This is a genomic window from Ruegeria sp. CH6 (assembly GCF_056537005.1).
The window spans coordinates 1-20,258 of the sequence record NZ_JBQFQS010000009.1 but is presented as its reverse complement, the minus strand read 5'-3'; the positions used below and the strand labels follow the sequence as shown (position 1 = coordinate 20,258).

Below are 20,258 nucleotides of genomic sequence, written 5' to 3'. Positions count from 1 at the left end.
CCTTAGCCGAGTTTGATTGTGCTGTTGTCCACCCATTCTGCGGGCGGGACAGGAAGGTTCTCGGGCGCGGGGCCCTTACGGATACGACCGGCAAGGTCATAGTGCGACCCGTGGCAGGGGCAGAACCAGCCACCAAAGTCGCCAGCGTCGCCCAGCGGCACACAGCCGAGGTGCGTACAAACGCCCATCTGAACAATCCATGCACCCGGCGCTTCGCCTTCGGGCGACGGCATCACGCGGTTGGCGTCCGTCGCAGGAGCATCAGGGTTCAGGTTGAAGTTACGGGCCAGCGGATCAGGCAGCGCGTCAACGCCTTCTGCATCCTGTTCCTGGGCTTCGGTGATCTCGGCACCCGTGCGGTGACGGATAAAGACCGGTTTACCCAGCCATTTCACGGTCAGCTGCGTTCCAGGCTCGACCCCGCTTACGTCAACGCGGATCGAGGACAGAGCCTGTACATCTGCCGAAGGATTCATCTGGTTGACCAGGGGCCAAACAACAGCCCCCGTTGCTACGACACCTGCGCCGCCAGCGACGTAGTAGAGGAAGTCTCTGCGGGTGCCTTCGTGGTCTTCTGCGTGGGACACGAGGTTTTCTCCGATTATCTGGCGCCCGCGTACGGGCATATAGCTCGCGCACCGCACGAATGCGGTGTCTTAAACGGGGTATCTATCGGGGAGAAATCGGTTCGTCCAGCGGTCATAGGCGCGCATTACGCCGCATCCGGGCTTTCATGTCACAACGAAGGCCAATTATTTCAAGATATGAAGCAGATTAAATCTGATTCATCACTTGGAGCACTCGGCAACAAACTTGCTGATTCGGCGGAATCCACTTGCTCTGCGAGCGGTGGCTGAAGATCCGACCAACATTCAGACGCCGTTTCGAACGGGTGGATTGGATAGCAATCAGAAACGAAATTGCGCAACCATAGCGGTATTGTGTTTAGTTTAAATTATTAATTTAAAATAGACATTTCCAGATCCGCTCCGAGAGGCAAATTTCTATTGCACCCCAAACGAGAATGTCCGAAAGGCCAAATCGCGCGAACTCCTTACAGGAGATAACTCATGTCAAAGGTCACTGTGACCACGGTGTTGTTAACGATTGCGATTTCAACTCAGGCCTCGGCTGCCGGTGATCCGGAAAAAGGTGAAAAACTCTACAATAGGTGCTCATCCTGCCACGCGATCATCAAGGATGGCGAAGTTCTGGTCAAAGGTGGCATCACCGGACCGAATCTCTATGGGGTGGTCGGGCGCGTTGCCGGATCCGAAAACGATTATCGCTATGGTAGCGAGCGTTTGCCCATCGGTATGTTCACCGATGATATGATCCGTGCGGGTGATGAAGGTCTGGTCTGGACTGAAGAAAACATCGCGGCTTACTCCGAAAACCCAATCGTTTTCATTCAGGAGTATCTGGATGACGAATCAGCCCGCCCCAACATGAGCGTTAAGCTGAAGAAAGGGGCCGACGATGTCGCGGCCTATCTTGCCACCTTCAACGATCAGTAAAAAGTTCCCGTTTCCCGGCGCTGGTCACGTCGTCCGCATCAACGCGGCCAGCCGTCCGGTTTCAACACCAAAGCCCGCAGCCTCAACCTGATCAGCAGCGCCCAGTCGAGCATCTTCTGTCTTGTTTTGGTTTAGTTTCCAAGTGCCCTGAACATCTTCGACCTGCATGCGGCACGGCACGATCATCCGCATCATTCGCTCCAATGCGCCCTCGGACATTTTACTTGTGACCCAAGGCGGTTTTGGCAACAGGCGTGTTTCATAAAACTCTGATTGGCGGTCCAGAAGATCAGGCAATGCGTCCTGCGGCATCAGCTCAAGTTGGCCGGTCAAATGCACCGCGACATAATTCCAGGTCGGCACCTGATCTTCGACTACATACCAATCCGGAGAAATGTAGCCATCTGGCCCGGAAACTGCGATCCGCACAGTCTGAGGCTGCTTCAACAACCGGACAATGGGATTTGAACGCACAAGATGAAGCTCTGCCACCTGTCCATCTTCATCCAGAAGGAATGGGACATGGCTTAGCAACGGCGCATCCTGCGTCGACAGGGCAAGAATACCAAACGCGCGATCCCGGGCGAAGGTAACATGGCGCGCGCGATCTTCGGCGCGAAAGGCTGGGTTGGGGTGCATACCTGTCCTCCTGTCAACAGCACTTGCAGAACCGGGCTGTCCTTGGCAAGCTCAGCGATGTTCTCAGGGCGGGGTGAAATTCCCCACCGGCGGTATGCGGGCTGCGACCCGTAAGCCCGCGAGCGGCCCCGGTTAACGGGGTGTCAGCAGATCTGGTGAAAAGCCAGAGCCGACGGTTACAGTCCGGATGAAAGAGAACGTGCAGCACGCCGGCCTTGCCGCGTGTCTGCCCGTGATCGCCTTGGGTGACGTGTCTGTTGCGAAAGGAGATCATGATGACACACACCCGCTATGCTTTTGTGAAAGCCAACTGGCATTCCGATATTGTTGATCAGGCCCTAGAAGGGTTTCTGGAACTTATCCCCGCCGATCAGGTTGACGTATTCGACGTCCCCGGCGCGTTTGAGATGCCGCTGCTGGCCCGCGATCTGGCCCAGACCGGCCGCTACGCAGCCGTCGCCTGCGCAGCGTTTGTTGTGGATGGCGGTATTTACCGGCACGATTTTGTCGCACAGGCCGTTGTTGATGGGTTGATGCGCGCTGGCATGGATACAGGCGTACCGGTCCTGTCCGTTTCCCTGACGCCGCATCAGTATCAGGAGACCGATCACCACAACGCCATCTACCGCGCACATTTTGTCGAAAAAGGCCGCGAAGCCGCACAAGCTGCGCTGAGAATCAACGCGACGCGCGCAAAACTGGCCACCGCTGCGTAAGCTCATTGGGTTGGGGCAAGAACGCCCCAACCGCAAATCCGCTTGAGGCCAAGGGCCTTGCCCGCTAATCACGACGCTCAAAGGAGCATGCCCCATGTCGATGAACAGTTTTGGCCACCTCTTCCGCGTTACCACCTGGGGTGAAAGCCACGGGCCCGCTCTGGGTGCAACCGTCGATGGCTGTCCTCCGGGCGTTGCGATCGATGAGGGCATGATCCAGCATTGGCTGGACAAGCGCAAACCAGGTCAGAACAAGTTCACCACCCAGCGGCGCGAACCCGATCAGGTGAAAATCCTGTCCGGCGTGTTTGAAGGCCAGACAACGGGTACGCCGGTGCAGCTGATGATTGAGAACACCGATCAGCGCTCAAAAGACTACGGCGATATCATGGACAAGTTCCGTCCGGGTCACGCCGACATCACCTATTGGCAGAAGTACGGCATCCGCGACTATCGCGGCGGCGGGCGCAGTTCGGCGCGTGAAACCGCATCTCGCGTTGCGGCAGGCGGTCTGGCGCGCGAGGCGATCAAACAGATCGCTCCCAACGTTCAGATCACCGGCTATATGACTCAGATTGGGCCGCACAAGATCGACCGGGACAACTTCGACTGGTCCCAGATCGAACAGAACCCGTTCTGGACCCCCGATGCTCAAGCGGCCGAGGATTGGGCAGCTTACCTGGACGATCTGCGCAAGTCTGGAAACTCAGTTGGCGCGATTGTTGAGGTTGTGGCACGCGGCGTACCTGCTGGGATCGGTGCGCCGGTTTATGCCAAGTTAGACACTGATCTGGCCGCTGCGATGATGTCTATCAACGCGGTGAAAGGCGTTGAGATCGGTGAAGGTATGGCCGCCGCCGAACTGACGGGTGAGGCCAACGCAGATGAGATATTCATGGGCCAGAACGGCCCCCAATACAGCTCGAACCACTCGGGCGGTATTCTCGGCGGGATTTCGACTGGTCAGGACCTCGTCGTACGGTTCGCAGTCAAGCCGACTTCGTCGATCCTGACGACTCGTAAAACCATCACCAAATCCGGTGAAGAGACCGAGATCATCACCAAGGGCCGACACGACCCCTGCGTTGGTATTCGCGCCGTGCCTGTGGGTGAGGCAATGATGGCCTGCGTGATCCTAGACCACCTGCTGTTGCATCGCGGCCAAATCGGCGAGAACCGTGGCCGGATTGGCTGAACTTCGCGACAGCCTGCGCGGTATCGTACAGGCCCGCATGGCAACAGATCCAGCCCATGATCTGGCCCATCTGGACCGGGTCTGGGTAAATGTGCAGGCCATTGCGAATGACCAAAACGATATGCGCGTGCTACTTGCTGCGAGTTACCTTCACGATCTGGTCAATCTGGCAAAAGACGATCCGATCCGCCATCTGGCCTCACGGCAATCCGCCGAGGAATCAGAGTCTATTCTTAGGAATCTGGGCTTTTGCGTAAGCGAAATTCAAAACATTCAACATGCAATTGTTGCCCACAGCTACTCTGCAGGGGTTCCTCCGGAAACGGACGAAGCATGCATTCTGCGTGACGCCGACCGTTTGGATGCTCTGGGTGCCATCGGTATAGCCCGTACTTTTTCAGTTGCTGGTGCGTTGGACCGCCCACTTTACGATCCTTTTGATCCTTTCGCAGAAAAGCGACCCCTGGACGATCTGCAATTCTCGATTGATCACTGGAAGGTCAAACTCCTGAAGTTGCCGGACGATATGCTGACGGAAGCAGGCAAAGAAATTGCACTTACCAGAACCGCGCGCATGATCCGGTTTCTCGAAGACTTTGCGGATGAGATTGACAGCACGCTGCCACGAAACTGGGTGAATCGATAATCCCGACCAGCAGACATTGATCTTTGCCAAACAAAGGCGCAGGGTCGCGCCGATGGCAAAATCCTTAACATCGCATCGACCTGTTCTTGCCGTGACGCTGAAGCTCAGCGCCCTGTTTTTGTTCACGGCTATGTCGGCGCTGGTCAAAGCTCTGTCAGAAGACTTTCCGCCCGGCGAACTGGTGTTCTTTCGCTCACTTTTTGCCATCCCGGTCATCATTATCTGGCTGATATCACGCGGAGAATTGGCACAGGGTTTTGTCGTGAAGAAACCAATGGGCCACTTCTGGCGCGGAGTGCTAGGCACGATGGCGATGGGCCTGACCTTTACGGGGCTTAGCCTGCTGCCGCTGCCCGAAGTCACGGCAATTGGCTACGCCACTCCGATCTTCACTCTGATTCTTGCCGCAGTCATGCTGGGTGAGCGCATCCGAATGATACGCATCGGCGCGGTCGCCATCGGGCTGCTGGGTGTCTTGATCATGATCTGGCCTCGCCTCGGCAGTAGCGAACTGGAAGTGGCGGCCACCATCGGAGCTCTGTGCGTTCTTGGTGCAACCATCGCCCGTGCCTTTGTTCAGATTCACATTCGGCAGCTGGTTCAGGTCGATCATCCAGCGGCGATCGTATTCTATTTCTCGATGACAGCGACCCTGCTGTCCGGGCTGACCGTTTTCTGGGGATGGACCATGCCCACGTGGGAACAGGCCGCTATCCTGATCGCGATGGGTCTGACAGGTGGCGTTGCCCAGATACTTGTCACCTCGTCTTACAGGTTCGGGCAGGCCTCGATGCTGGCGCCATATGACTATACCAGCATGCTGTTTGCCATAATCATCGGATATCTCTGGTTTGACGAACTCCCGACACTTGCAATCCTGATCGGTGCAGCGCTCGTCATTGCTGGCAATGTGGTGGTGATCTGGCGCGAACATCAGCTTGGGTTGGAGCGTGGCAAAGCCCGATCGGTGACAGACCCGAAAGCGTGACTTTACCTTTTCCGTACTTCCCCTAGTTTGGGCCCGACAATTGACGAGGTATCCCCATGAGCGACGCACAGGATCACAAAGAAAAGATGCAGGAGGTGCAGGCCAAGCACCGTAAGAAAGTATCCGAGGCGGTCGACCCCGGGCGCGGTCTGGTTCTGATCAATACCGGCAAGGGCAAAGGCAAATCCTCTGCCGCTTTTGGTGTCGTAATCCGCGCACTGGGGTGGGGCCAAAAAGTTGCCGTGGTGCAATTCATCAAAGGCAAGTGGAAAACAGGCGAACGCCGTTTCTTTGAAGAGCGGGATCTGGTGACCTGGCACACGATGGGTGAGGGCTTTACCTGGGACACCCAAGATCGCGAACGCGACATAGCCGCAGCAACCGCTGCCTTCGACAAAGCATGTGCGCTGATGGCAAGTGGAGACTATGATCTGGTCGTGCTGGACGAAATCAACATTGCGTTGCGCTATGAGTATCTTTCGGTCGAGACCGTTATCGAAGGTCTCAAAGCCCGGTCAGACAAAACCAGCGTTTTCCTGACAGGCCGTGATGCACCCCAGGAACTGCGGGAATATGCGGATCTGGTGACTGAAATGACCGAAGAGAAGCACCCGTTTCAGGCTGGCATCAAAGCTCAGCGCGGCGTGGACTTTTGATATTCTAAGCCCCGTTCGAGCTTATGTTTTCGGGCGGGGATCGCTGTTTTCGTACAGCCTGCGAACGGATTGGCGTGGTTTTTCGCGATCTTCGGGATGCGGATCACAGCAACCTTTAGGATTTTCACAACACTTTTGATCCAGATAGGCGGCAATATCGTCGTCCAGAGAACATCCGCCAATCGCGGATGAGCCCTGCAATGAGACCAACTTGTCGATCGGATCGCGCATATTGCCACCCCTTGGTTCGTTTCCGAGACGGTGGCGCGCCCTCACAATGGAATTCGCTAAGCGCGCAAACCGCCTCGAAACTTAAGGCTTGATCATCTCGTATCTGGCGTTGCGCTATATCTGATTAATTTAGTCAGATTTATCAAGCCCTGAATCGAAAATTTTTGACTCAACACCTGCCCGCTCTTTCTCGCTGTTTCGAAAATTCAAACAGAGGTGATCACCATTTCCACGGTCTGAGCCGCCGGTACTTAATACCTGCGGCTCAGATTTGCGAGCGTAGCGCTCAGATGTGGTGACACAGGCGCATGCTCTGTCAGGCGGTTACGCCCTGTTCGGGAGCGCTGAGTGAGATCACAGCAACGACGGCAGCGCCGTTCAGCCAGTAGTAGATCGCATCCAATCCCGAGAAACCAAACAGGCTGGGCGCAAACAAAAAGGTGATACCCGCAATCAGATCAACCGCGAGATGGAATTTGTACGGCAGTACCCGCCAGATCCCCAGATGATGATCGGTCAACACGGTCAGAACAAAAGCCGCGGCACCGGTAACAACAGACAACCAAATCGCCATTGGATTCGACTGCCCCAGTCCCAGGACAAAAGGCAGGACCATCAACGCAATGGCCACCGGATAGTCCAGATATGCGTGGACCGAACGGGTTACGAAACGAAGAGACATCTGAATTTCCTTTCCTTGATGAGATATGACCAAAGAATAGGAAGCGCAGGGCGGACGGTGCAGCCCAGATCGTCTCATAAACATTGCCGATCGTTCAGAATTTTCGGATTATCAGTGCATCGCCCTGTAAGCTGCCGGGGACAGGCCAACCTGCTTCTTGAACACCCGCGAGAACGCGGCCTCCGAGGCATATCCGACCTCGGCCGCAGCATCCGCCACGTTCCAGCGGCTTTCCGTCAATCCATGACAGGCGATCTGCATGCGCCAATCCGTCAGGTACTGCATTGGCGTCGTGTGCATCTTTTCCGCAAACAGTTGCGCAAAAGCGGTGCGTGACATGCCTGCCTCTTTCGCCAAGGTGGCGACGCTCCATTCCTGAGCAGGGGATTGGTGAAAAGCTGTCAGAGCGCGGGAAATGCGCTGATCGGCGAAACCTGCCAAAGCTGCATCACTTGTGCTTTGACGCTCCAGATATGCGCGGATGGCCTGCGCGAACAGAACCTCTGACAATTTCAGCGCGATCAGATCGCCCCCGATCCGCGCTCCGGCCACTTCGGAACCGATCATGCGCAAAGTAGCCTCGACCCAGGCACCCGCGTCCTCACCATAGTTTTCGATCAGAATATATGGCGGCAACCGGTCTATCAGCATATGGCCGGTTCCACGGCGACCGGCGGGTCCGGTGAATGAGAAATGCCCGCAGATCAGCTGCGTATCCCTGTCCTCATCCGCACCACCATACACAAGAACACCGTCGCCCTTGTAACCCGAAGCCTCCAGAACCTGTTCCAACGGCAGCGCGTCCATCGGCTTGACCTCGTTACACAGCAGTGCGTGTGCCGCACCATGAGGGATCAGGATCAGATCACCTTGCCGCAGACGAATGGTTTCGCCGGTGGAAGAAACGTAGACCTTCAGCTCACCCCGCTGAACAAAATGGAATCGTGCCACGTTTTCAAAGCTCGGCACCTGAATCCCGAAAGGCGGAGTGAAAGACGTGCGAAAGTAGAATGTTCCCCGCAAAGACAAACGGGTGAGAATATCGCTGAGCAAATCCAACATGGCCCGAACCTATCTCAATTAGAGCGTTCGTCCACCTGTCTGAACGATTGGCATGGAATTCCGCACGCACCGCAACAAAAAACCCCCGCATAAGCGAGGGTTTCAAGGATTCCTATCGTGAGATCAGGAGCGAACCAGCTTTTCGTAGTCTTCCGCAATCTCACGCGTCAGATCGCCTACTTCAAATGTGTAGTCACCGATCTGACCAACAGGCGTGACTTCGGCCGCAGTTCCGGTCAGCCAGCACTGTTCGAAATCAGACATCTCTTCGGGCATGATGTGACGCTCATGTACGGTGATGCCTTTGTCTTTCAGCATCTGGATGACCGTCTGCCGGGTAATCCCGTTCAGGAAGCAATCTGCCAGCGGCGTGTGAACCTCACCATCCTTGACGAAGAATACATTTGCGCCGGTCGCCTCGGCCACATAGCCGCGATAGTCCATGAACAGCGCATCCGAGCAACCCTTGGCCTCAGCCTTGTGCTTTGAAATGGTGCAGATCATGTAAAGCCCCGCCGCCTTGGCGTGAACCGGGATGGTTTCCGGGCTGGGGCGTTTCCATTCTGCGATATCCAGCTTGGCACCCTGCATCTTGGCATCACCGTAATACGCACCCCATGGCCAGACAGCGATGGCCATGCGCACAGGGTTCTTGGCCGATGCAACGCCCATGTCTTCTCCGGAACCACGCCAGACCAAAGCCCGTACATAGGCATCCTGTAGACCGCTTGCCTTCAGCGCCTCTTCCTTTGCCGCTTCGATTTCATCAACCGAATAGGGCATCGGCATATCCAGTGCCTCGGCCGAGGCAATCAGGCGCTCGGAATGTTCCCGGCTTTTGAAAATCTTGCCGTTATAGGCCCGCTCACCTTCAAAAACCGAAGAGGCATAGTGCATCGCGTGGGACAGAATATGCACATTGGCCTCGCGCCAGGGCACCAGTTCGCCATCCAACCAGATGACACCATCACGATCGTCATACCCCGCCATACGAAACCTCCTGAACCGGGCTGAATTTTCGATTGTTGCGCTATTTAAGACCGAAGTGGACATAATGTTGCGCAAAAACTGCGATTCGATACCTGTACGCACTTGGAATGTCAATAACGCTGACATAAAGTCAGCCTGAGTAACGAATGAGGCATGATATGTCCGAAATCCGCCCCGCGCCTGTCTTTGGCGGAGAAAGCCTGTTGTTTCTGACCGATGAGCAATTGCGGCAGGGAATCGAGGCGATGTTCTTTGCTTATCGAGGGTTTACCGCAGATCCGGATCGAATTCTGACCCAGATGGCCTATGGGCGCGCCCATCACCGGGCCATCCATTTTATCAACCGCGCCCCCGGAACAACGGTAAACAACCTGTTAGCTATCCTTGGCGTGACGAAACAATCTCTAAATAGGGTACTGAGAACCCTGATTGACGATGGTCTGGTCGAAAGCCGCGTCGGGACCGTAGACAAGCGGGAACGCCATTTGTTTCTGACGGAGAAAGGCAAGGCATTGGAAGCCAAGCTATCGGATGCACAGCGCGCCCGGATGCGCGCCGCCTACAAGGATGCAGGCCCCGAGGCCGTGGCAGGATTTCGCAAAGTGCTTGAAGCGATGATGGATGCTGATATGCGTCGTGCATATACGAAACTGCGGGATACAACCTCATGAGCGATATGGACGCCCATCTGCTGATCGTCGACGATGACGAGCGTATTCGCGATCTGCTCAAGAAGTTTTTGATGCGTAATGGCTTTCTTGTCACCGCAGCCCGCGATGCCGCCCATGCGCGCCGGGTTCTGTCCGGTTTGGATTTCGACCTGATCGTTCTGGATGTGATGATGCCCGGCGAGGATGGGGTCAGTTTAACCCGCGCCCTGCGGGAAACACATACAACACCGATCCTGTTGCTGACCGCGCGTGGTGAAACCGAACATCGGATTGCAGGTCTTGAGGCTGGCGCGGATGACTATTTGGCCAAGCCGTTCGAACCCAAGGAACTGTTGCTGCGCATAAATGCGATCCTGCGCCGGATGCCGGAAACGCCCGCTCAGGATGCAGTGTCGAAAATTCTGCATCTGGGACCGATACGCTATGACATCGAACGTGGTGAGATGTGGCAGGGTGAGGATCCGGTGCGTCTGACCGCCACTGAAAGCCAGTTGATGAAGATCTTTTCGGGCCAGCCCGGCGAGCCGATCAGCCGTGCCAAACTGGTTGAGGATCTGGGCCGCGACAAAGGTCAGGCTCAGGAACGCGCCGTGGACGTTCAGATCACACGCCTGCGCCGCAAGATCGAGCAGGATCCAAAACAGCCGCGTTATCTGCAGACCGTGCGCGGTGCCGGCTACATGCTGGCGCCCGATTAATTCGCAGCCTCGGCCATAACAAGAAAACAGGAAAACAGTATGAAAACCGCCCTGATCACTCATGCTGATTGCCTCGGCCACGTCACGCCGCAGGGACATCCCGAACGCGTGGAGCGGCTGGAACACATCCTTCATGCGCTCGAGCCGCTGGATCTGCAACGGGTTACTGCGCCGCTCGCGGCAGATGATGATCTGTTGCGCATTCACCCGGAAAGCCACATTCGGGATATCCGCAGCAACCGGCCCAATGAAGGCTTTAGGCAGATTGACGGAGACACGTTCATGTCGCCAGGGTCAGTCGATGCTGCCTATCGCGCGGCCGGGGCGGTTGTTCGGGCGGTCGATCTGGTTCTGAGAGGTGAAGCCCCAAACGCATTCTGCGCCATCCGCCCACCCGGACATCACGCAGAACGCGAAACCGCCATGGGGTTCTGCCTGTTCGGGAATGCCGCACTGGCTGCAAAGCACGCACTGGATCATCACGGACTAAAACGCGTGGCTGTGGTCGATTTCGATGTACACCACGGTAATGGGACACAGGATCTGCTGTGGGATGAACCGCGCGCACTGGTGATCACCAGCCAACAGATGCCACTTTGGCCCGGATCGGGGCGGCCCGACGAGACCGGTGCCTATGACACCGTATTGAACATTCCACTTGCACCCGGATCTGGCGGGGCCGAGATGCGCGCAGCCTACGAAACGCAGGCATTCCCGCGTTTGCGCGCCTTCAAACCTGAACTGATCATCATTTCAGCGGGTTTCGATGCACATCAGGACGATCCGCTGGCCAATTTGAATTGGTCGACCGGAGATTTCGCGTGGGTCACGGCCGAGTTGTGCAAGATCGCCAAAGAAATCTGCGATGGTCGTATCGTCTCGACTCTTGAAGGTGGTTATGATCTGAACGCACTGGCCGAGGCGACACGCGCCCATGTGCAGGAACTGATGAAGGCAGCCCCATGACAGATACTCCCGTAGATCAAATGACGTTCGAACAGGCGATGAAAGAGCTTGAAGCCGTTGTTGGCCAGCTGGAGCGTGGTGATGTGGCTTTGGATCAGTCCATCGCGCTTTATGAACGTGGCGCCGCGCTGAAAAAGCGCTGCGAGGACGAGCTGAAGCGGGCCGAAGAAAAGGTGGCTGCCATCACGCTGGACGCCAATGGTCAGCCGACCGGGACGACACCTGTCGAAGGGCTCTGAATGTTTCGCGAAATTCTTGCGCAGGATGCAGACCGCATTCAGACGCAGTTCGATCTGGTTCTCGGCGTACTGGACGATCTCGATGTAACCCGCGCGATGGCCTATGCCACGCAGGGCGGCAAACGCCTGCGCGGTTTTCTGGTTCTGGAAAGCGCCCGTCTGCATGGGATTGATGAATCACACGCGATCTGGCCTGCGACGGGTATTGAGGCGCTACACGCATATTCTCTGGTACATGACGACTTGCCGTGCATGGACGACGATGACTTGCGGCGCGGACGTCCGACGGTTCACGTTAAATGGAACGATGGCATTGCCGTTCTGGCTGGCGATGCGCTGCAGACCCTTGCATTTGAACTCTGTGCACGAGCGGAAACAGGAAGTGCTGAAGTGCGCGCCGAATTGGCTCTGACACTGGCCAAGGCGAGCGGGGCAAAAGGTATGGTGCTGGGGCAAGCGCTGGACATTGCCGCTGAAACAGCCCCTGATCCTCTGACGCTGGAGGAAATCACGCGACTGCAGGCAGGAAAGACCGGGGCCCTGATCGAGTGGTCCGCCTGCGCCGGAGCCCGGTTGGCACAGGCCGATCCTGCGCCATTGCGCCGATATGCCCAAGCATTGGGGCTTGCCTTTCAGATCGCCGATGACATCCTTGATGTAGAGGGCGATGCCAAGAAAGCCGGAAAACGCCTGCAAAAGGATGCCGATGCAGGCAAGGCAACCTTTGTTTCGCTGTTGGGACTGGACGCAGCCAAGACCCGTGCAACCGATCTGATTGATCAGGCCTGCGCGGCATTGGATGGTTACGGTCCTAAAGCCGAAACCTTGAAGGAAGCCGCACGCTTCGTTATTGCCCGGGACAGCTAAGCCAGGAACGCGCCAAATGTCTGACCGCCCGAATACGCCCCTGCTGGACCTTGTGAACCGCCCGGCGGATCTCAAGCAGTTCTCGGATGCGCAGCTGCACCAACTGGCCAGCGAATTGCGGGCCGAGACGATTTCTGCCGTATCTGTTACAGGTGGGCATCTAGGCGCAGGTCTGGGTGTTGTGGAGCTGACAACTGCGCTGCACGCTGTTTTTGACACACCCCGGGACAAGATCATTTGGGACGTAGGCCACCAGTGCTACCCGCATAAAATCCTGACCGAACGGCGCGACCGGATTCGCACGCTGCGCCAAAAGGACGGGTTAAGCGGTTTCACCAAGCGCAGCGAAAGCCCCTATGACCCGTTTGGCGCGGCGCATAGTTCTACTTCGATCAGCGCAGCGCTTGGATTTGCCGTCGCGCGGGATCTGGGTGGTGTCACGCCCGAAGGGCTGGGTGATGCAATTGCGGTGATTGGCGACGGATCGCTGTCTGCGGGCATGGCATTCGAGGCCATGAACAATGCCGGCCATTTGAAAAAGCGCCTGATCGTCATTCTGAACGACAATGAGATGAGCATCGCTCCACCGGTTGGTGCACTATCGAACTATTTGTCCCGCATCTACGCCGAAGAGCCGTTCCACGACCTGAAGGCTGCGGCCAAAGGTGCCGTGTCCTTGCTGCCTGAACCATTCCGCGAGGGCGCAAAACGCGCCAAGGAAATGCTCAAGGGTATGGCGGTCGGCGGAACCCTGTTTGAAGAACTGGGCTTTTCATACCTCGGTCCGATCGACGGTCACGACCTGGATCAGCTTCTGCCCGTGCTGCGTACGGTCAAGGCTCGGGCAACCGGCCCAATCCTGATCCATGTGCTGACGAAAAAGGGCAAAGGCTACGCTCCGGCAGAGCAGGCACGCGATAAAGGCCATGCAACAGCAAAATTCGATGTTGTTACCGGCAAGCAGAAAAAGACCCCTTCGAACGCGCCCTCTTACACGTCGGTTTTTGGAAAAACGCTGGTTGAAGAAGCCGCACGGGACGACAAAATCGTCGCTGTCACCGCCGCCATGCCGGATGGCACCGGGCTGAACCTGTTTGCGGAACGCTACCCGTCACGTTGCTTTGATGTGGCCATCGCCGAACAGCATGGGGTTACCTTCTCAGCTGCATTGGCTGCCGGAGGAATGAAGCCGTTCTGTGCGATGTATTCCACATTCCTGCAGCGCGGGTACGACCAGGTCGTGCATGACGTGGCCATTCAGCGCTTGCCCGTTCGATTTGCCATCGATCGTGCGGGATTGGTCGGTGCCGACGGTGCTACCCACGCCGGATCGTTTGACATCGCATACCTTGCGAATTTGCCGGGTATGGTTGTCATGGCCGCAGCAGATGAAGCCGAGCTGATGCATATGGTGGCCACGGCGGCCGCACACAACGATGGCCCCATCGCATTCCGTTATCCGCGTGGTGAGGGTGTTGGAGTGGATCTGCCTGAGCGAGGTGAGGTTCTTGAAATCGGCAAGGGTCGGTTGATTCAATCCGGTTCTCGCGTTGCCCTGCTGTCCTTCGGCACGCGTCTGGCTGAGGTCCAGTCAGCGGCTGAAATGCTATCGGCCAAGGGCATAACGCCAACAATCGCAGATGCCCGGTTCGCCAAACCATTGGATCGCGAATTGATCCTTGAACTGGCTGAGAACCACGAAGCCCTGATCACCATTGAAGAAGGTGCCGTGGGAGGCTTTGGCAGTCATGTCGCACAGTTGTTGGCGGAAGAGGGCGTCTTTGATCACGGCCTGAAATACCGCTCAATGGTATTGCCGGATATCTTCATCGACCAATCCAGCCCGGCAGATATGTACGCTGTTGCAGGCATGAACGCTGAGCAGATCGAGGCCAAAGTGCTATCGACTCTTGGCGTTGCATCCATTGGCGAAAAGCGGGCGTAAAACGGGATTGCAGTAGACCAGACCAGCGATACTGGCTGCTTGTCCGTCAAATATGGTGCCTCAAGAGGGACTCGAACCCCCGACCTTGTCCTTACGAAGGACCTGCTCTACCAGCTGAGCTATTGAGGCAATAACAGCAGCAGTGTTTAGACACTCGCCAATTGTCCCGCAAGTCAGAAATCTCGTGGATTGATGGATGGCTGTTACGTCCAAATAGACTCAGCTCACATGCGGCAAGCAAGGTGCATAACACCAATCTCGCCATCGGGGATAGAGTGCCGGAAATTTAGACAGCGACTTTTGGATACTCTTGGTGTTCTTTGCCCAAAACAAAATTGCCACCCGGTCCCATCGGACCTGGGTGGCAACCTATCAGAAACTGTGCGAGTTCTGTGTGGGGTGGTCAGTCAGGCTGCATCTGGATGCTAACAGCGCGGACCTCATACTGACCATCTAAGTGTGTTCGGCTGTGTTTCCTCCTTTTTCTGTAGTGCCCCCGGGCACATCTCAGTCTTCATTCCAGTGCTTGTGGCCTTCTTTGAAATCGTCGCGACGTTCTTGTGCTTCGTCCTGCGCGTCTTCGAAATTGTCCTTCTGGATCGCACCGCCCACGGCACCGACCGCGGCGCCAGCGGCAGCGCCGCCCACGATGCTTTCGCCGGCAATACCGGCGACCGTTGCGCCGACAACTGCGCCTTTGATGGCTTTATCGGTGACGTAATCAGCGTGAGCTGTGGCCGCCATGGTGATCAGAAGCGCGCCTGAGATCGGGGCGATAAAGAATTTCTTCGAGGTCTTCATAGGGTTCATCCTTGTTCTGGGTCAGCAACCACCTCGGCTGCTGTGTGCCATTGAACTAGGTGACCCGATGGCAGGCTTTCTTTTGGAGACGGGACAAGGTTTTGTGGATCTTGGACATCCTTCGGCCCCGCGCGCTGCAGGGTTCAGGCCTAGCGGCCAGTTCTACGGAACCTGGCAGGCGTTTCACCTGTCCATCGCTTGAACGCCACCGAAAAGGCGGCCTGATCCGCGAATCCAAGCATGAAGGCAACACGAGCCACACCCTCACCACTACGAAGCATCCGTTTGGACAGGTCACACAGCACACCTTCCAAGAGTGCTTTGTAGCTAGTTCCTTCGGCCGACAGGTGCCGGGTCATGGTGCGTCGCGTCAGGCCCAGCTCTGCGGCTATATCGTCGCCGTTAGGTATCGGTCCGGGAAGACGCTCTCCAAGCATATCCACAATTCGGTCGGACAGGCTTCGGACCGCATCGGGCTGAGCCTTCAGTTGCTCTTCGCCATGCCGACGCAAGTGCCCCAACAAAGTCGGGTCTGCGGTCGGGATCCGAAAGCTCATGCCATTTGTGGGTAAGCCCAACGCGTATCCGGCTTTGAACCCTACGACTTCGCATCCCGCCAATTCAGAGAGCTTTTTGCAATGCTCGCTGTCGTCCGTTTCCAACTCGATTGAGATCGGAGCAAGCCCGCCCGAGGTGATCTGTTGAACGCGCTTATAAAGACCAAATATCAGCATCTCGCGATGGCGAGGATATTGATGTGCCGGGATCACATTGCTTTCCAGCGTAATCTTGGGCTCATCGGGCGCTCCTACAACGTCCAGACGCAGGTCGGGGTCTTGCATCGCATAAAAGCGCTGTGTCAATGCCAGCGCATCCTCGACCGTTTCAGCTGCCCTTACAATGTACGCCAAAAGCGTTCCCGGGCCTTGCGCAGAAAGCCCTACCCGCGCAGCAAAGGTTTTGTCTTCGAGAACACGGCACACAGTTTCAACGGTGCCCGCTTCATGCAGCAGTTCGACAGTGGCATCCGGGCCGTCGACGACATCTGAAGGTGCACCTGCCATTTCCAGAATTTCTGTAAACGGAATGCGTGCGCCGGGTTCTTGCGCATAGCGCAGCCCAACACTTTGCAATCTGTAAGCGCTGATGCGTGGCACTTTTGCATCCTCCCCTGACTGGCACGCAACCCCTTGCAGTCACTGCAATTGTCCAGAAGACAACAACAAATGTCCAGAACCCTAAGGATCGGGGGCGTGACGACGGTTAGGTCCGGGTCATCAGAAAGGACAAGGCAATGATCTACTTCGCAAGGTACTACCGCGTTTTCAAAACAATCCACGACTGCGCCAGACAGGAATGGTCCGGCGGCAAAGGTCAAGGCCTGCAGGCTTCGTCACTGGGCGAGAAAACACCGAACGGGCGTCGCTGGGATCCCCCCTACGCTCCAGCGGAACAGCCTTCAGAACCATCACAACAACCTACCGGGAACTGAAGTTTACCAAACCTAAAACTTGCTTCCGCAGCGTGACTGCGAACAAAAGGACCTGAATCATGAAACCACCCGCGTTCCTGATGGCGCCCATACTCGGCGTCATCTCAACTCCTGCCCTCGCCGCTGGCGGCGACCCCAGATGGTGGGTCTCACCCAATCAAACCGACACCTATGCCTGGGTCGGCCTGATCGTTCTCTTCCTGGCGATCCTATTGGTCGTACACCTTTATGCGCGCTTTGAGCGCTACACCGAGCGCAAATCAATCGGCACTCCGCTGCGCACAACTGTTCCGGTAATGCTTACCATAGCCTTGGCGTACGAATTGATGCCCGCACTCAGCCACTTCAGCATTCTGTTACCAGGCGCGTTGATCCTGACCGCGATCGCCCGCGACTTCATGTTGTGGTGGCGTCCTTCGAAAGAGGAATTGGTAAAATGATTGAGCTGCTCGTCACATCTTTTCCGTTTGTCCTGCGCGTGATCTACCTGAAATGGCGTGGGCTGCCGGTCACCCTCTACAATGTTCACCGGGCGCTCTTCATGTGGTTCGTCCTGGCCCTGATCGTGTTCTTTGCCGTGTTCTACTATTACCCCAAATCCTACACCGGCCTTGTGCCCTTCAGAACCGTTCCGGTCGTCGCCGAAAATGGCGGAACGGTCACAGATATCTATGTAAAGGGCGGTGATCACGTCGCACCCGGCGATCCGCTGTTTGCCGTCGAGAACGCGTCTGAACAGGCCGCTGTAGATTTTGCGACACGCAAAGTTGAGGAGATCGAAAGCGCAAAACTCGCAGCTGAGTTGCAAGTTCAGACTGCGCAAGCCGTGCTGGATGCCGCAACTACTGCCAGAGAGCAGGCCGAGCTGGTGCTTATGGATCACAAGTCGCTTCAAGCAAAGGGCTCTGCAGCATTTCAGGTGAGTCAGCTGGAGCGCGCGCAGGCAACCTTGAGCACACGGGAAGCAGAGGTTGAGGCTGCCGAAACGCAACTTGGTGTAGCGCAAGTCCATGCGACTGCTGTTCTTCCTGCTCAACTTGCATCGGCGCGCGCGTCGTTGAAGCAAGCTCAAGTGGAGCTGTCAAAAACTCTGACGCTCAGCTCGGTCGATGGTGTAGTTGAACAAGTCACCCTGAATGTCGGATCGCGCGCAGCACAAGCCGCAATGAGCCCCGCTATGCTGATCGTACCCGACCGGAAAGATGCCGAGCGGGGACGTATCGTTGCTGGCTTCTCGCAGGTTTCGCGTACGGAATTGTACGAAGGAATGGCGGCAGAAGTGGCGTGTGAAAGCAACTTCAACATCTCAATGCGCAACACCGTTCTTCCGGCTAGGATCGTACGCATTCAAGACTCGATTTCCTCCGGTCAGCTTGCGCCCAGTGGTCGCCTGATCGAGCCCAGTGAAAAGGCAAAGCGGGGTCAGATCGTTGTACATCTTGACCTTGTACACCCAGAGCATCGGGATCTTTTGGTGCCAGGTAGTGGTTGCATCGTCCAATCCTACACCACCAATTTCGAGGGTGACATGGAAGGAACAATTGTCGCTCACGGGATCCAGGCTATGGGCATCATCAAGGCGGTCGGTCTTCGGGTTAAAGCCTGGTTCGGTCTGACCTCGGGTATCGGCCTGATCGGTGGTGGGCACGCTTAGTCTTATAAGCAGCCTCTCTCCCAAAGATGCGCGGCTTCCAACGAAAGTTGGGAGCCGTTTCAGCACCAGGACGGCAGAAAACTCTGCCAAATATCGTATGCTGTTGGAACTCCGGCACAATTTTCAGCTTTAATCTCAAGGGTCGTTACGCTGCAATAGCAGTCGTTCTCGGGAGCATGCAGAATATACACAGATATCCTGAGTGACGGCTTTGACTTCTCACCTGCCATTTTCTGCCTGGTTCTGATCGTCATGAATGTACGATAAGAGCACTACAGGTAACCAAGTATTGGGTAGCTATGACAAGGCGTCGATTATTGCTTTTGTTCCTCAAATGACAGTTCTCTCAAAACGCGAAAACCAGCTACAGACGACCTGCTAATTGGATCAGGGCCTGCTCGGGCGCCCAATCTCGAATAGTCCATACCTGCCGGATACGCGCCGCCCTTCGCCACACGCCGTTCACAAAAAGGGTTGAGCGCGTGTTTGAGATGCTCACTGGACGTTCGCCAACCTTCATGCCGCTCGGTCCAACATGACATTGTCTGTTCGACAACATTCCCCGACATGTGTCTCAAACCCCACCCATTTGCTGCATCCATTTCGTCTACGGGCACTGGCTTGCCTCGTGATATGAGGTCCGGGCGTTTTTCATTCAGCATGATCTCTGTCGCACTGCCCAGAAAATTCACCTGGTCTGTCGTGACTTCCTCACCTTGCGCAAAGGGTGTTTGGGTCCCAGACCGTGCCGCATATTCCCACTCTGCCTCAGTTGGTAAGCGATATACATCTGCGCCAATTTTTTTGTTCAGCCATTCGATGTAGGTCAGTGCATCCGCATACGAAACAGTTATCACGGGGTGTTTTCCCCTGATTATTGCTCGCGGTGCATTTTCTTGAAGTACATAGTCTCGAGGGATGTAACCACCACATCCAGCATCTTGAACACAAGCCATCCACTGATCGTAGGTGACTTCATTCTGCCCCATAGCTACTGGGATATCGATCTCTACCCGATGTGAGGGGCCCTCATGATATGCAATATATGGATCTTCGGGAGTGACGTAGCGAATCTCCCTCTCCCCCCAATGCACATTCTCCCGCGACTCACCCGGCGGACCTCCCATGGTGAACTCACCCAGCGGGAGAACAATCATCTCAGGACAAACATCGCACTCCTGAAACATCTCGAGATCGGTAACTTCGGAGCCATCCTCAAGTAAGTACTGCGCCTTCACGGTTACGGCTAAAGCACACAGAACGCCTGACAAGACTAAACACTTTGATACCAATAGTCCTGAACCCATCGCCTACATATGAGGTACTAAAATCAATTCCGCGCTGAACTTCGTCCAAGCGCCGTGGTGTCGCAACTAAAATATGAGACTTGGTCGTATTTATGACAACATCTGCCTCCCTTATTGCTTCCACAGTGCTTGCATCGGCGATGGTGTGAACGCAAAAAACCTCGCGTTGTGCGAGGTTAAGTGTTTGATATCCGGCTTTAAAGTTTGGTTTCGGGAGTAGGGTTTGAAGCTACGACCTTCAGGTTATGAGCCTGACGATGTGAAGCCGTCAAGCAATTGATCCAGTGGATCAATTG

Annotated in this window: 23 protein-coding genes, 1 tRNA gene and 1 riboswitch; of the genes, 14 read left to right on the top strand and 10 right to left on the bottom strand. The window is 56.0% G+C overall.

All coding sequences use genetic code 11. The features are described from left to right. Nucleotides 1-2: 2 nt before the first annotated feature. Nucleotides 3-587 carry a ubiquinol-cytochrome c reductase iron-sulfur subunit gene (gene petA, locus ACR0CW_RS16455; protein ID WP_170336531.1) on the bottom strand — a complete coding sequence of 195 codons (585 nt, stop codon included), beginning with the start codon at nt 585-587 and terminating at the stop codon, nt 3-5. A 483-nt stretch (nt 588-1,070) separates the two neighbouring features. Here petA and ACR0CW_RS16450 point away from each other — a divergent pair, with 483 nt between their 5' ends. Then, the gene (locus ACR0CW_RS16450; RefSeq protein ID WP_480788622.1) at nt 1,071-1,517 is read left to right on the top strand and encodes a c-type cytochrome; all 447 of its coding nucleotides are present in this window, start codon (nt 1,071-1,073) and stop codon (nt 1,515-1,517) included. A 24-nt stretch (nt 1,518-1,541) separates the two neighbouring features. Here the strand turns inward: ACR0CW_RS16450 and ACR0CW_RS16445 are convergent, their stop codons facing one another. Next, the gene (locus ACR0CW_RS16445; RefSeq protein WP_480788621.1) at nt 1,542-2,156 is read right to left on the bottom strand and encodes an FMN-binding negative transcriptional regulator; all 615 of its coding nucleotides are present in this window, start codon (nt 2,154-2,156) and stop codon (nt 1,542-1,544) included. A gap of 55 nt (nt 2,157-2,211) precedes the next feature. After that, a riboswitch (FMN riboswitch) is annotated at nt 2,212-2,359 on the top strand. 72 nt (nt 2,360-2,431) lie between these two features. On the opposite strand from ACR0CW_RS16445, the gene ACR0CW_RS16440 reads away from it, so the two are divergent. The 5 genes from ACR0CW_RS16440 (at nt 2,432) to cobO (ending at nt 6,357) form a co-directional block, all read left to right on the top strand. Beyond that, nucleotides 2,432-2,872 carry a 6,7-dimethyl-8-ribityllumazine synthase gene (locus ACR0CW_RS16440; protein WP_480788620.1) on the top strand — a complete coding sequence of 147 codons (441 nt, stop codon included), beginning with the start codon at nt 2,432-2,434 and terminating at the stop codon, nt 2,870-2,872. A gap of 94 nt (nt 2,873-2,966) precedes the next feature. After that, nucleotides 2,967-4,067 (top strand): chorismate synthase, encoded by a 1,101-nt coding sequence (gene aroC, locus ACR0CW_RS16435; RefSeq protein ID WP_480788619.1) that lies wholly within the window; start codon nt 2,967-2,969, stop codon nt 4,065-4,067. After that, on the top strand, nt 4,051-4,713 hold the full coding sequence (locus ACR0CW_RS16430) for an HD domain-containing protein (RefSeq protein ID WP_480788618.1): 663 nt from the start codon (nt 4,051-4,053) through the stop codon (nt 4,711-4,713). Before aroC ends, ACR0CW_RS16430 begins: the two co-directional genes overlap by 17 nt. Nucleotides 4,714-4,765: 52 nt before the next feature. Beyond that, entirely contained in the window at nt 4,766-5,701 is a 936-nt protein-coding gene (locus ACR0CW_RS16425; protein ID WP_155146844.1) for a DMT family transporter, read from the top strand. 56 nt (nt 5,702-5,757) lie between these two features. After that, on the top strand, nt 5,758-6,357 hold the full coding sequence (gene cobO, locus ACR0CW_RS16420) for a cob(I)yrinic acid a,c-diamide adenosyltransferase (RefSeq protein WP_155146846.1): 600 nt from the start codon (nt 5,758-5,760) through the stop codon (nt 6,355-6,357). Between the two features lie 21 nt (nt 6,358-6,378). On the opposite strand, the gene ACR0CW_RS16415 is transcribed toward cobO, so the two are convergent. The 4 genes from ACR0CW_RS16415 to ACR0CW_RS16400 form a co-directional block, all read right to left on the bottom strand. After that, entirely contained in the window at nt 6,379-6,588 is a 210-nt protein-coding gene (locus tag ACR0CW_RS16415) for a hypothetical protein (protein WP_480788617.1), read from the bottom strand. 316 nt (nt 6,589-6,904) lie between these two features. Then, the gene (locus ACR0CW_RS16410; protein WP_480788616.1) at nt 6,905-7,270 is read right to left on the bottom strand and encodes an SPW repeat domain-containing protein; all 366 of its coding nucleotides are present in this window, start codon (nt 7,268-7,270) and stop codon (nt 6,905-6,907) included. A gap of 111 nt (nt 7,271-7,381) precedes the next feature. Beyond that, nucleotides 7,382-8,332 (bottom strand): AraC family transcriptional regulator, encoded by a 951-nt coding sequence (locus tag ACR0CW_RS16405; RefSeq protein WP_155146851.1) that lies wholly within the window; start codon nt 8,330-8,332, stop codon nt 7,382-7,384. A 123-nt stretch (nt 8,333-8,455) separates the two neighbouring features. Next, nucleotides 8,456-9,322, bottom strand: coding sequence for a branched-chain amino acid aminotransferase (locus ACR0CW_RS16400; RefSeq protein ID WP_155146853.1), 867 nt, complete (start codon nt 9,320-9,322; stop codon nt 8,456-8,458). 158 nt (nt 9,323-9,480) lie between these two features. Between ACR0CW_RS16400 and ACR0CW_RS16395 the strand changes: the two genes are divergently transcribed. Genes ACR0CW_RS16395 through dxs form a run of 6 tightly spaced genes read left to right on the top strand, consistent with a single transcriptional unit; the run spans nt 9,481 to nt 14,708 of the window. Then, the gene (locus tag ACR0CW_RS16395; RefSeq protein WP_480788615.1) at nt 9,481-9,993 is read left to right on the top strand and encodes a MarR family winged helix-turn-helix transcriptional regulator; all 513 of its coding nucleotides are present in this window, start codon (nt 9,481-9,483) and stop codon (nt 9,991-9,993) included. After that, complete coding sequence (locus ACR0CW_RS16390) at nt 9,990-10,691, top strand: response regulator (RefSeq protein WP_155146856.1); 702 nt, start codon at nt 9,990-9,992, stop codon at nt 10,689-10,691. The genes ACR0CW_RS16395 and ACR0CW_RS16390 overlap by 4 nt, the downstream gene beginning before the upstream one ends. Nucleotides 10,692-10,730: 39 nt before the next feature. Continuing rightward, a complete protein-coding gene (locus ACR0CW_RS16385; protein WP_480788614.1) occupies nt 10,731-11,657 on the top strand; it encodes a histone deacetylase family protein in 927 nt (308 codons plus the stop codon). Next, nucleotides 11,654-11,896, top strand: coding sequence for an exodeoxyribonuclease VII small subunit (locus tag ACR0CW_RS16380; RefSeq protein WP_155146860.1), 243 nt, complete (start codon nt 11,654-11,656; stop codon nt 11,894-11,896). The genes ACR0CW_RS16385 and ACR0CW_RS16380 overlap by 4 nt, the downstream gene beginning before the upstream one ends. Further along, nucleotides 11,897-12,763: a polyprenyl synthetase family protein gene (locus tag ACR0CW_RS16375; protein WP_480788613.1), complete on the top strand. Its 867-nt coding sequence runs from the start codon at nt 11,897-11,899 to the stop codon at nt 12,761-12,763. A 16-nt stretch (nt 12,764-12,779) separates the two neighbouring features. Further along, nucleotides 12,780-14,708 carry a 1-deoxy-D-xylulose-5-phosphate synthase gene (gene dxs / locus ACR0CW_RS16370; protein ID WP_155146864.1) on the top strand — a complete coding sequence of 643 codons (1,929 nt, stop codon included), beginning with the start codon at nt 12,780-12,782 and terminating at the stop codon, nt 14,706-14,708. A gap of 53 nt (nt 14,709-14,761) precedes the next feature. Here the strand turns inward: dxs and ACR0CW_RS16365 are convergent. The 3 genes from ACR0CW_RS16365 to ACR0CW_RS16355 all read right to left on the bottom strand — a co-directional run bounded on the left by ACR0CW_RS16365 (nt 14,762) and on the right by ACR0CW_RS16355 (nt 16,666). Further along, nucleotides 14,762-14,837: transfer RNA gene (locus tag ACR0CW_RS16365), tRNA-Thr, on the bottom strand. A gap of 378 nt (nt 14,838-15,215) precedes the next feature. Then, the gene (locus tag ACR0CW_RS16360) at nt 15,216-15,509 is read right to left on the bottom strand and encodes a hypothetical protein (RefSeq protein WP_480788612.1); all 294 of its coding nucleotides are present in this window, start codon (nt 15,507-15,509) and stop codon (nt 15,216-15,218) included. Between the two features lie 149 nt (nt 15,510-15,658). Further along, nucleotides 15,659-16,666, bottom strand: a complete 1,008-nt coding sequence (locus ACR0CW_RS16355) for a helix-turn-helix domain-containing protein (RefSeq protein ID WP_155146868.1) — start codon at nt 16,664-16,666, stop codon at nt 15,659-15,661. A 394-nt stretch (nt 16,667-17,060) separates the two neighbouring features. Between ACR0CW_RS16355 and ACR0CW_RS16350 the strand changes: the two genes are divergently transcribed. Together ACR0CW_RS16350 and ACR0CW_RS16345 are read left to right on the top strand one after the other, a co-directional pair. Further along, on the top strand, nt 17,061-17,441 hold the full coding sequence (locus ACR0CW_RS16350; RefSeq protein WP_480743519.1) for a hypothetical protein: 381 nt from the start codon (nt 17,061-17,063) through the stop codon (nt 17,439-17,441). Next, nucleotides 17,438-18,655, top strand: coding sequence for an HlyD family secretion protein (locus ACR0CW_RS16345; RefSeq protein ID WP_480788611.1), 1,218 nt, complete (start codon nt 17,438-17,440; stop codon nt 18,653-18,655). Before ACR0CW_RS16350 ends, ACR0CW_RS16345 begins: the two co-directional genes overlap by 4 nt. Before the next feature lie 314 nt (nt 18,656-18,969). Here the strand turns inward: ACR0CW_RS16345 and ACR0CW_RS16340 are convergent, their stop codons facing one another. Continuing rightward, nucleotides 18,970-19,893, bottom strand: a complete 924-nt coding sequence (locus tag ACR0CW_RS16340; RefSeq protein WP_480788610.1) for a formylglycine-generating enzyme family protein — start codon at nt 19,891-19,893, stop codon at nt 18,970-18,972. Nucleotides 19,894-20,258: the final 365 nt, after the last annotated feature.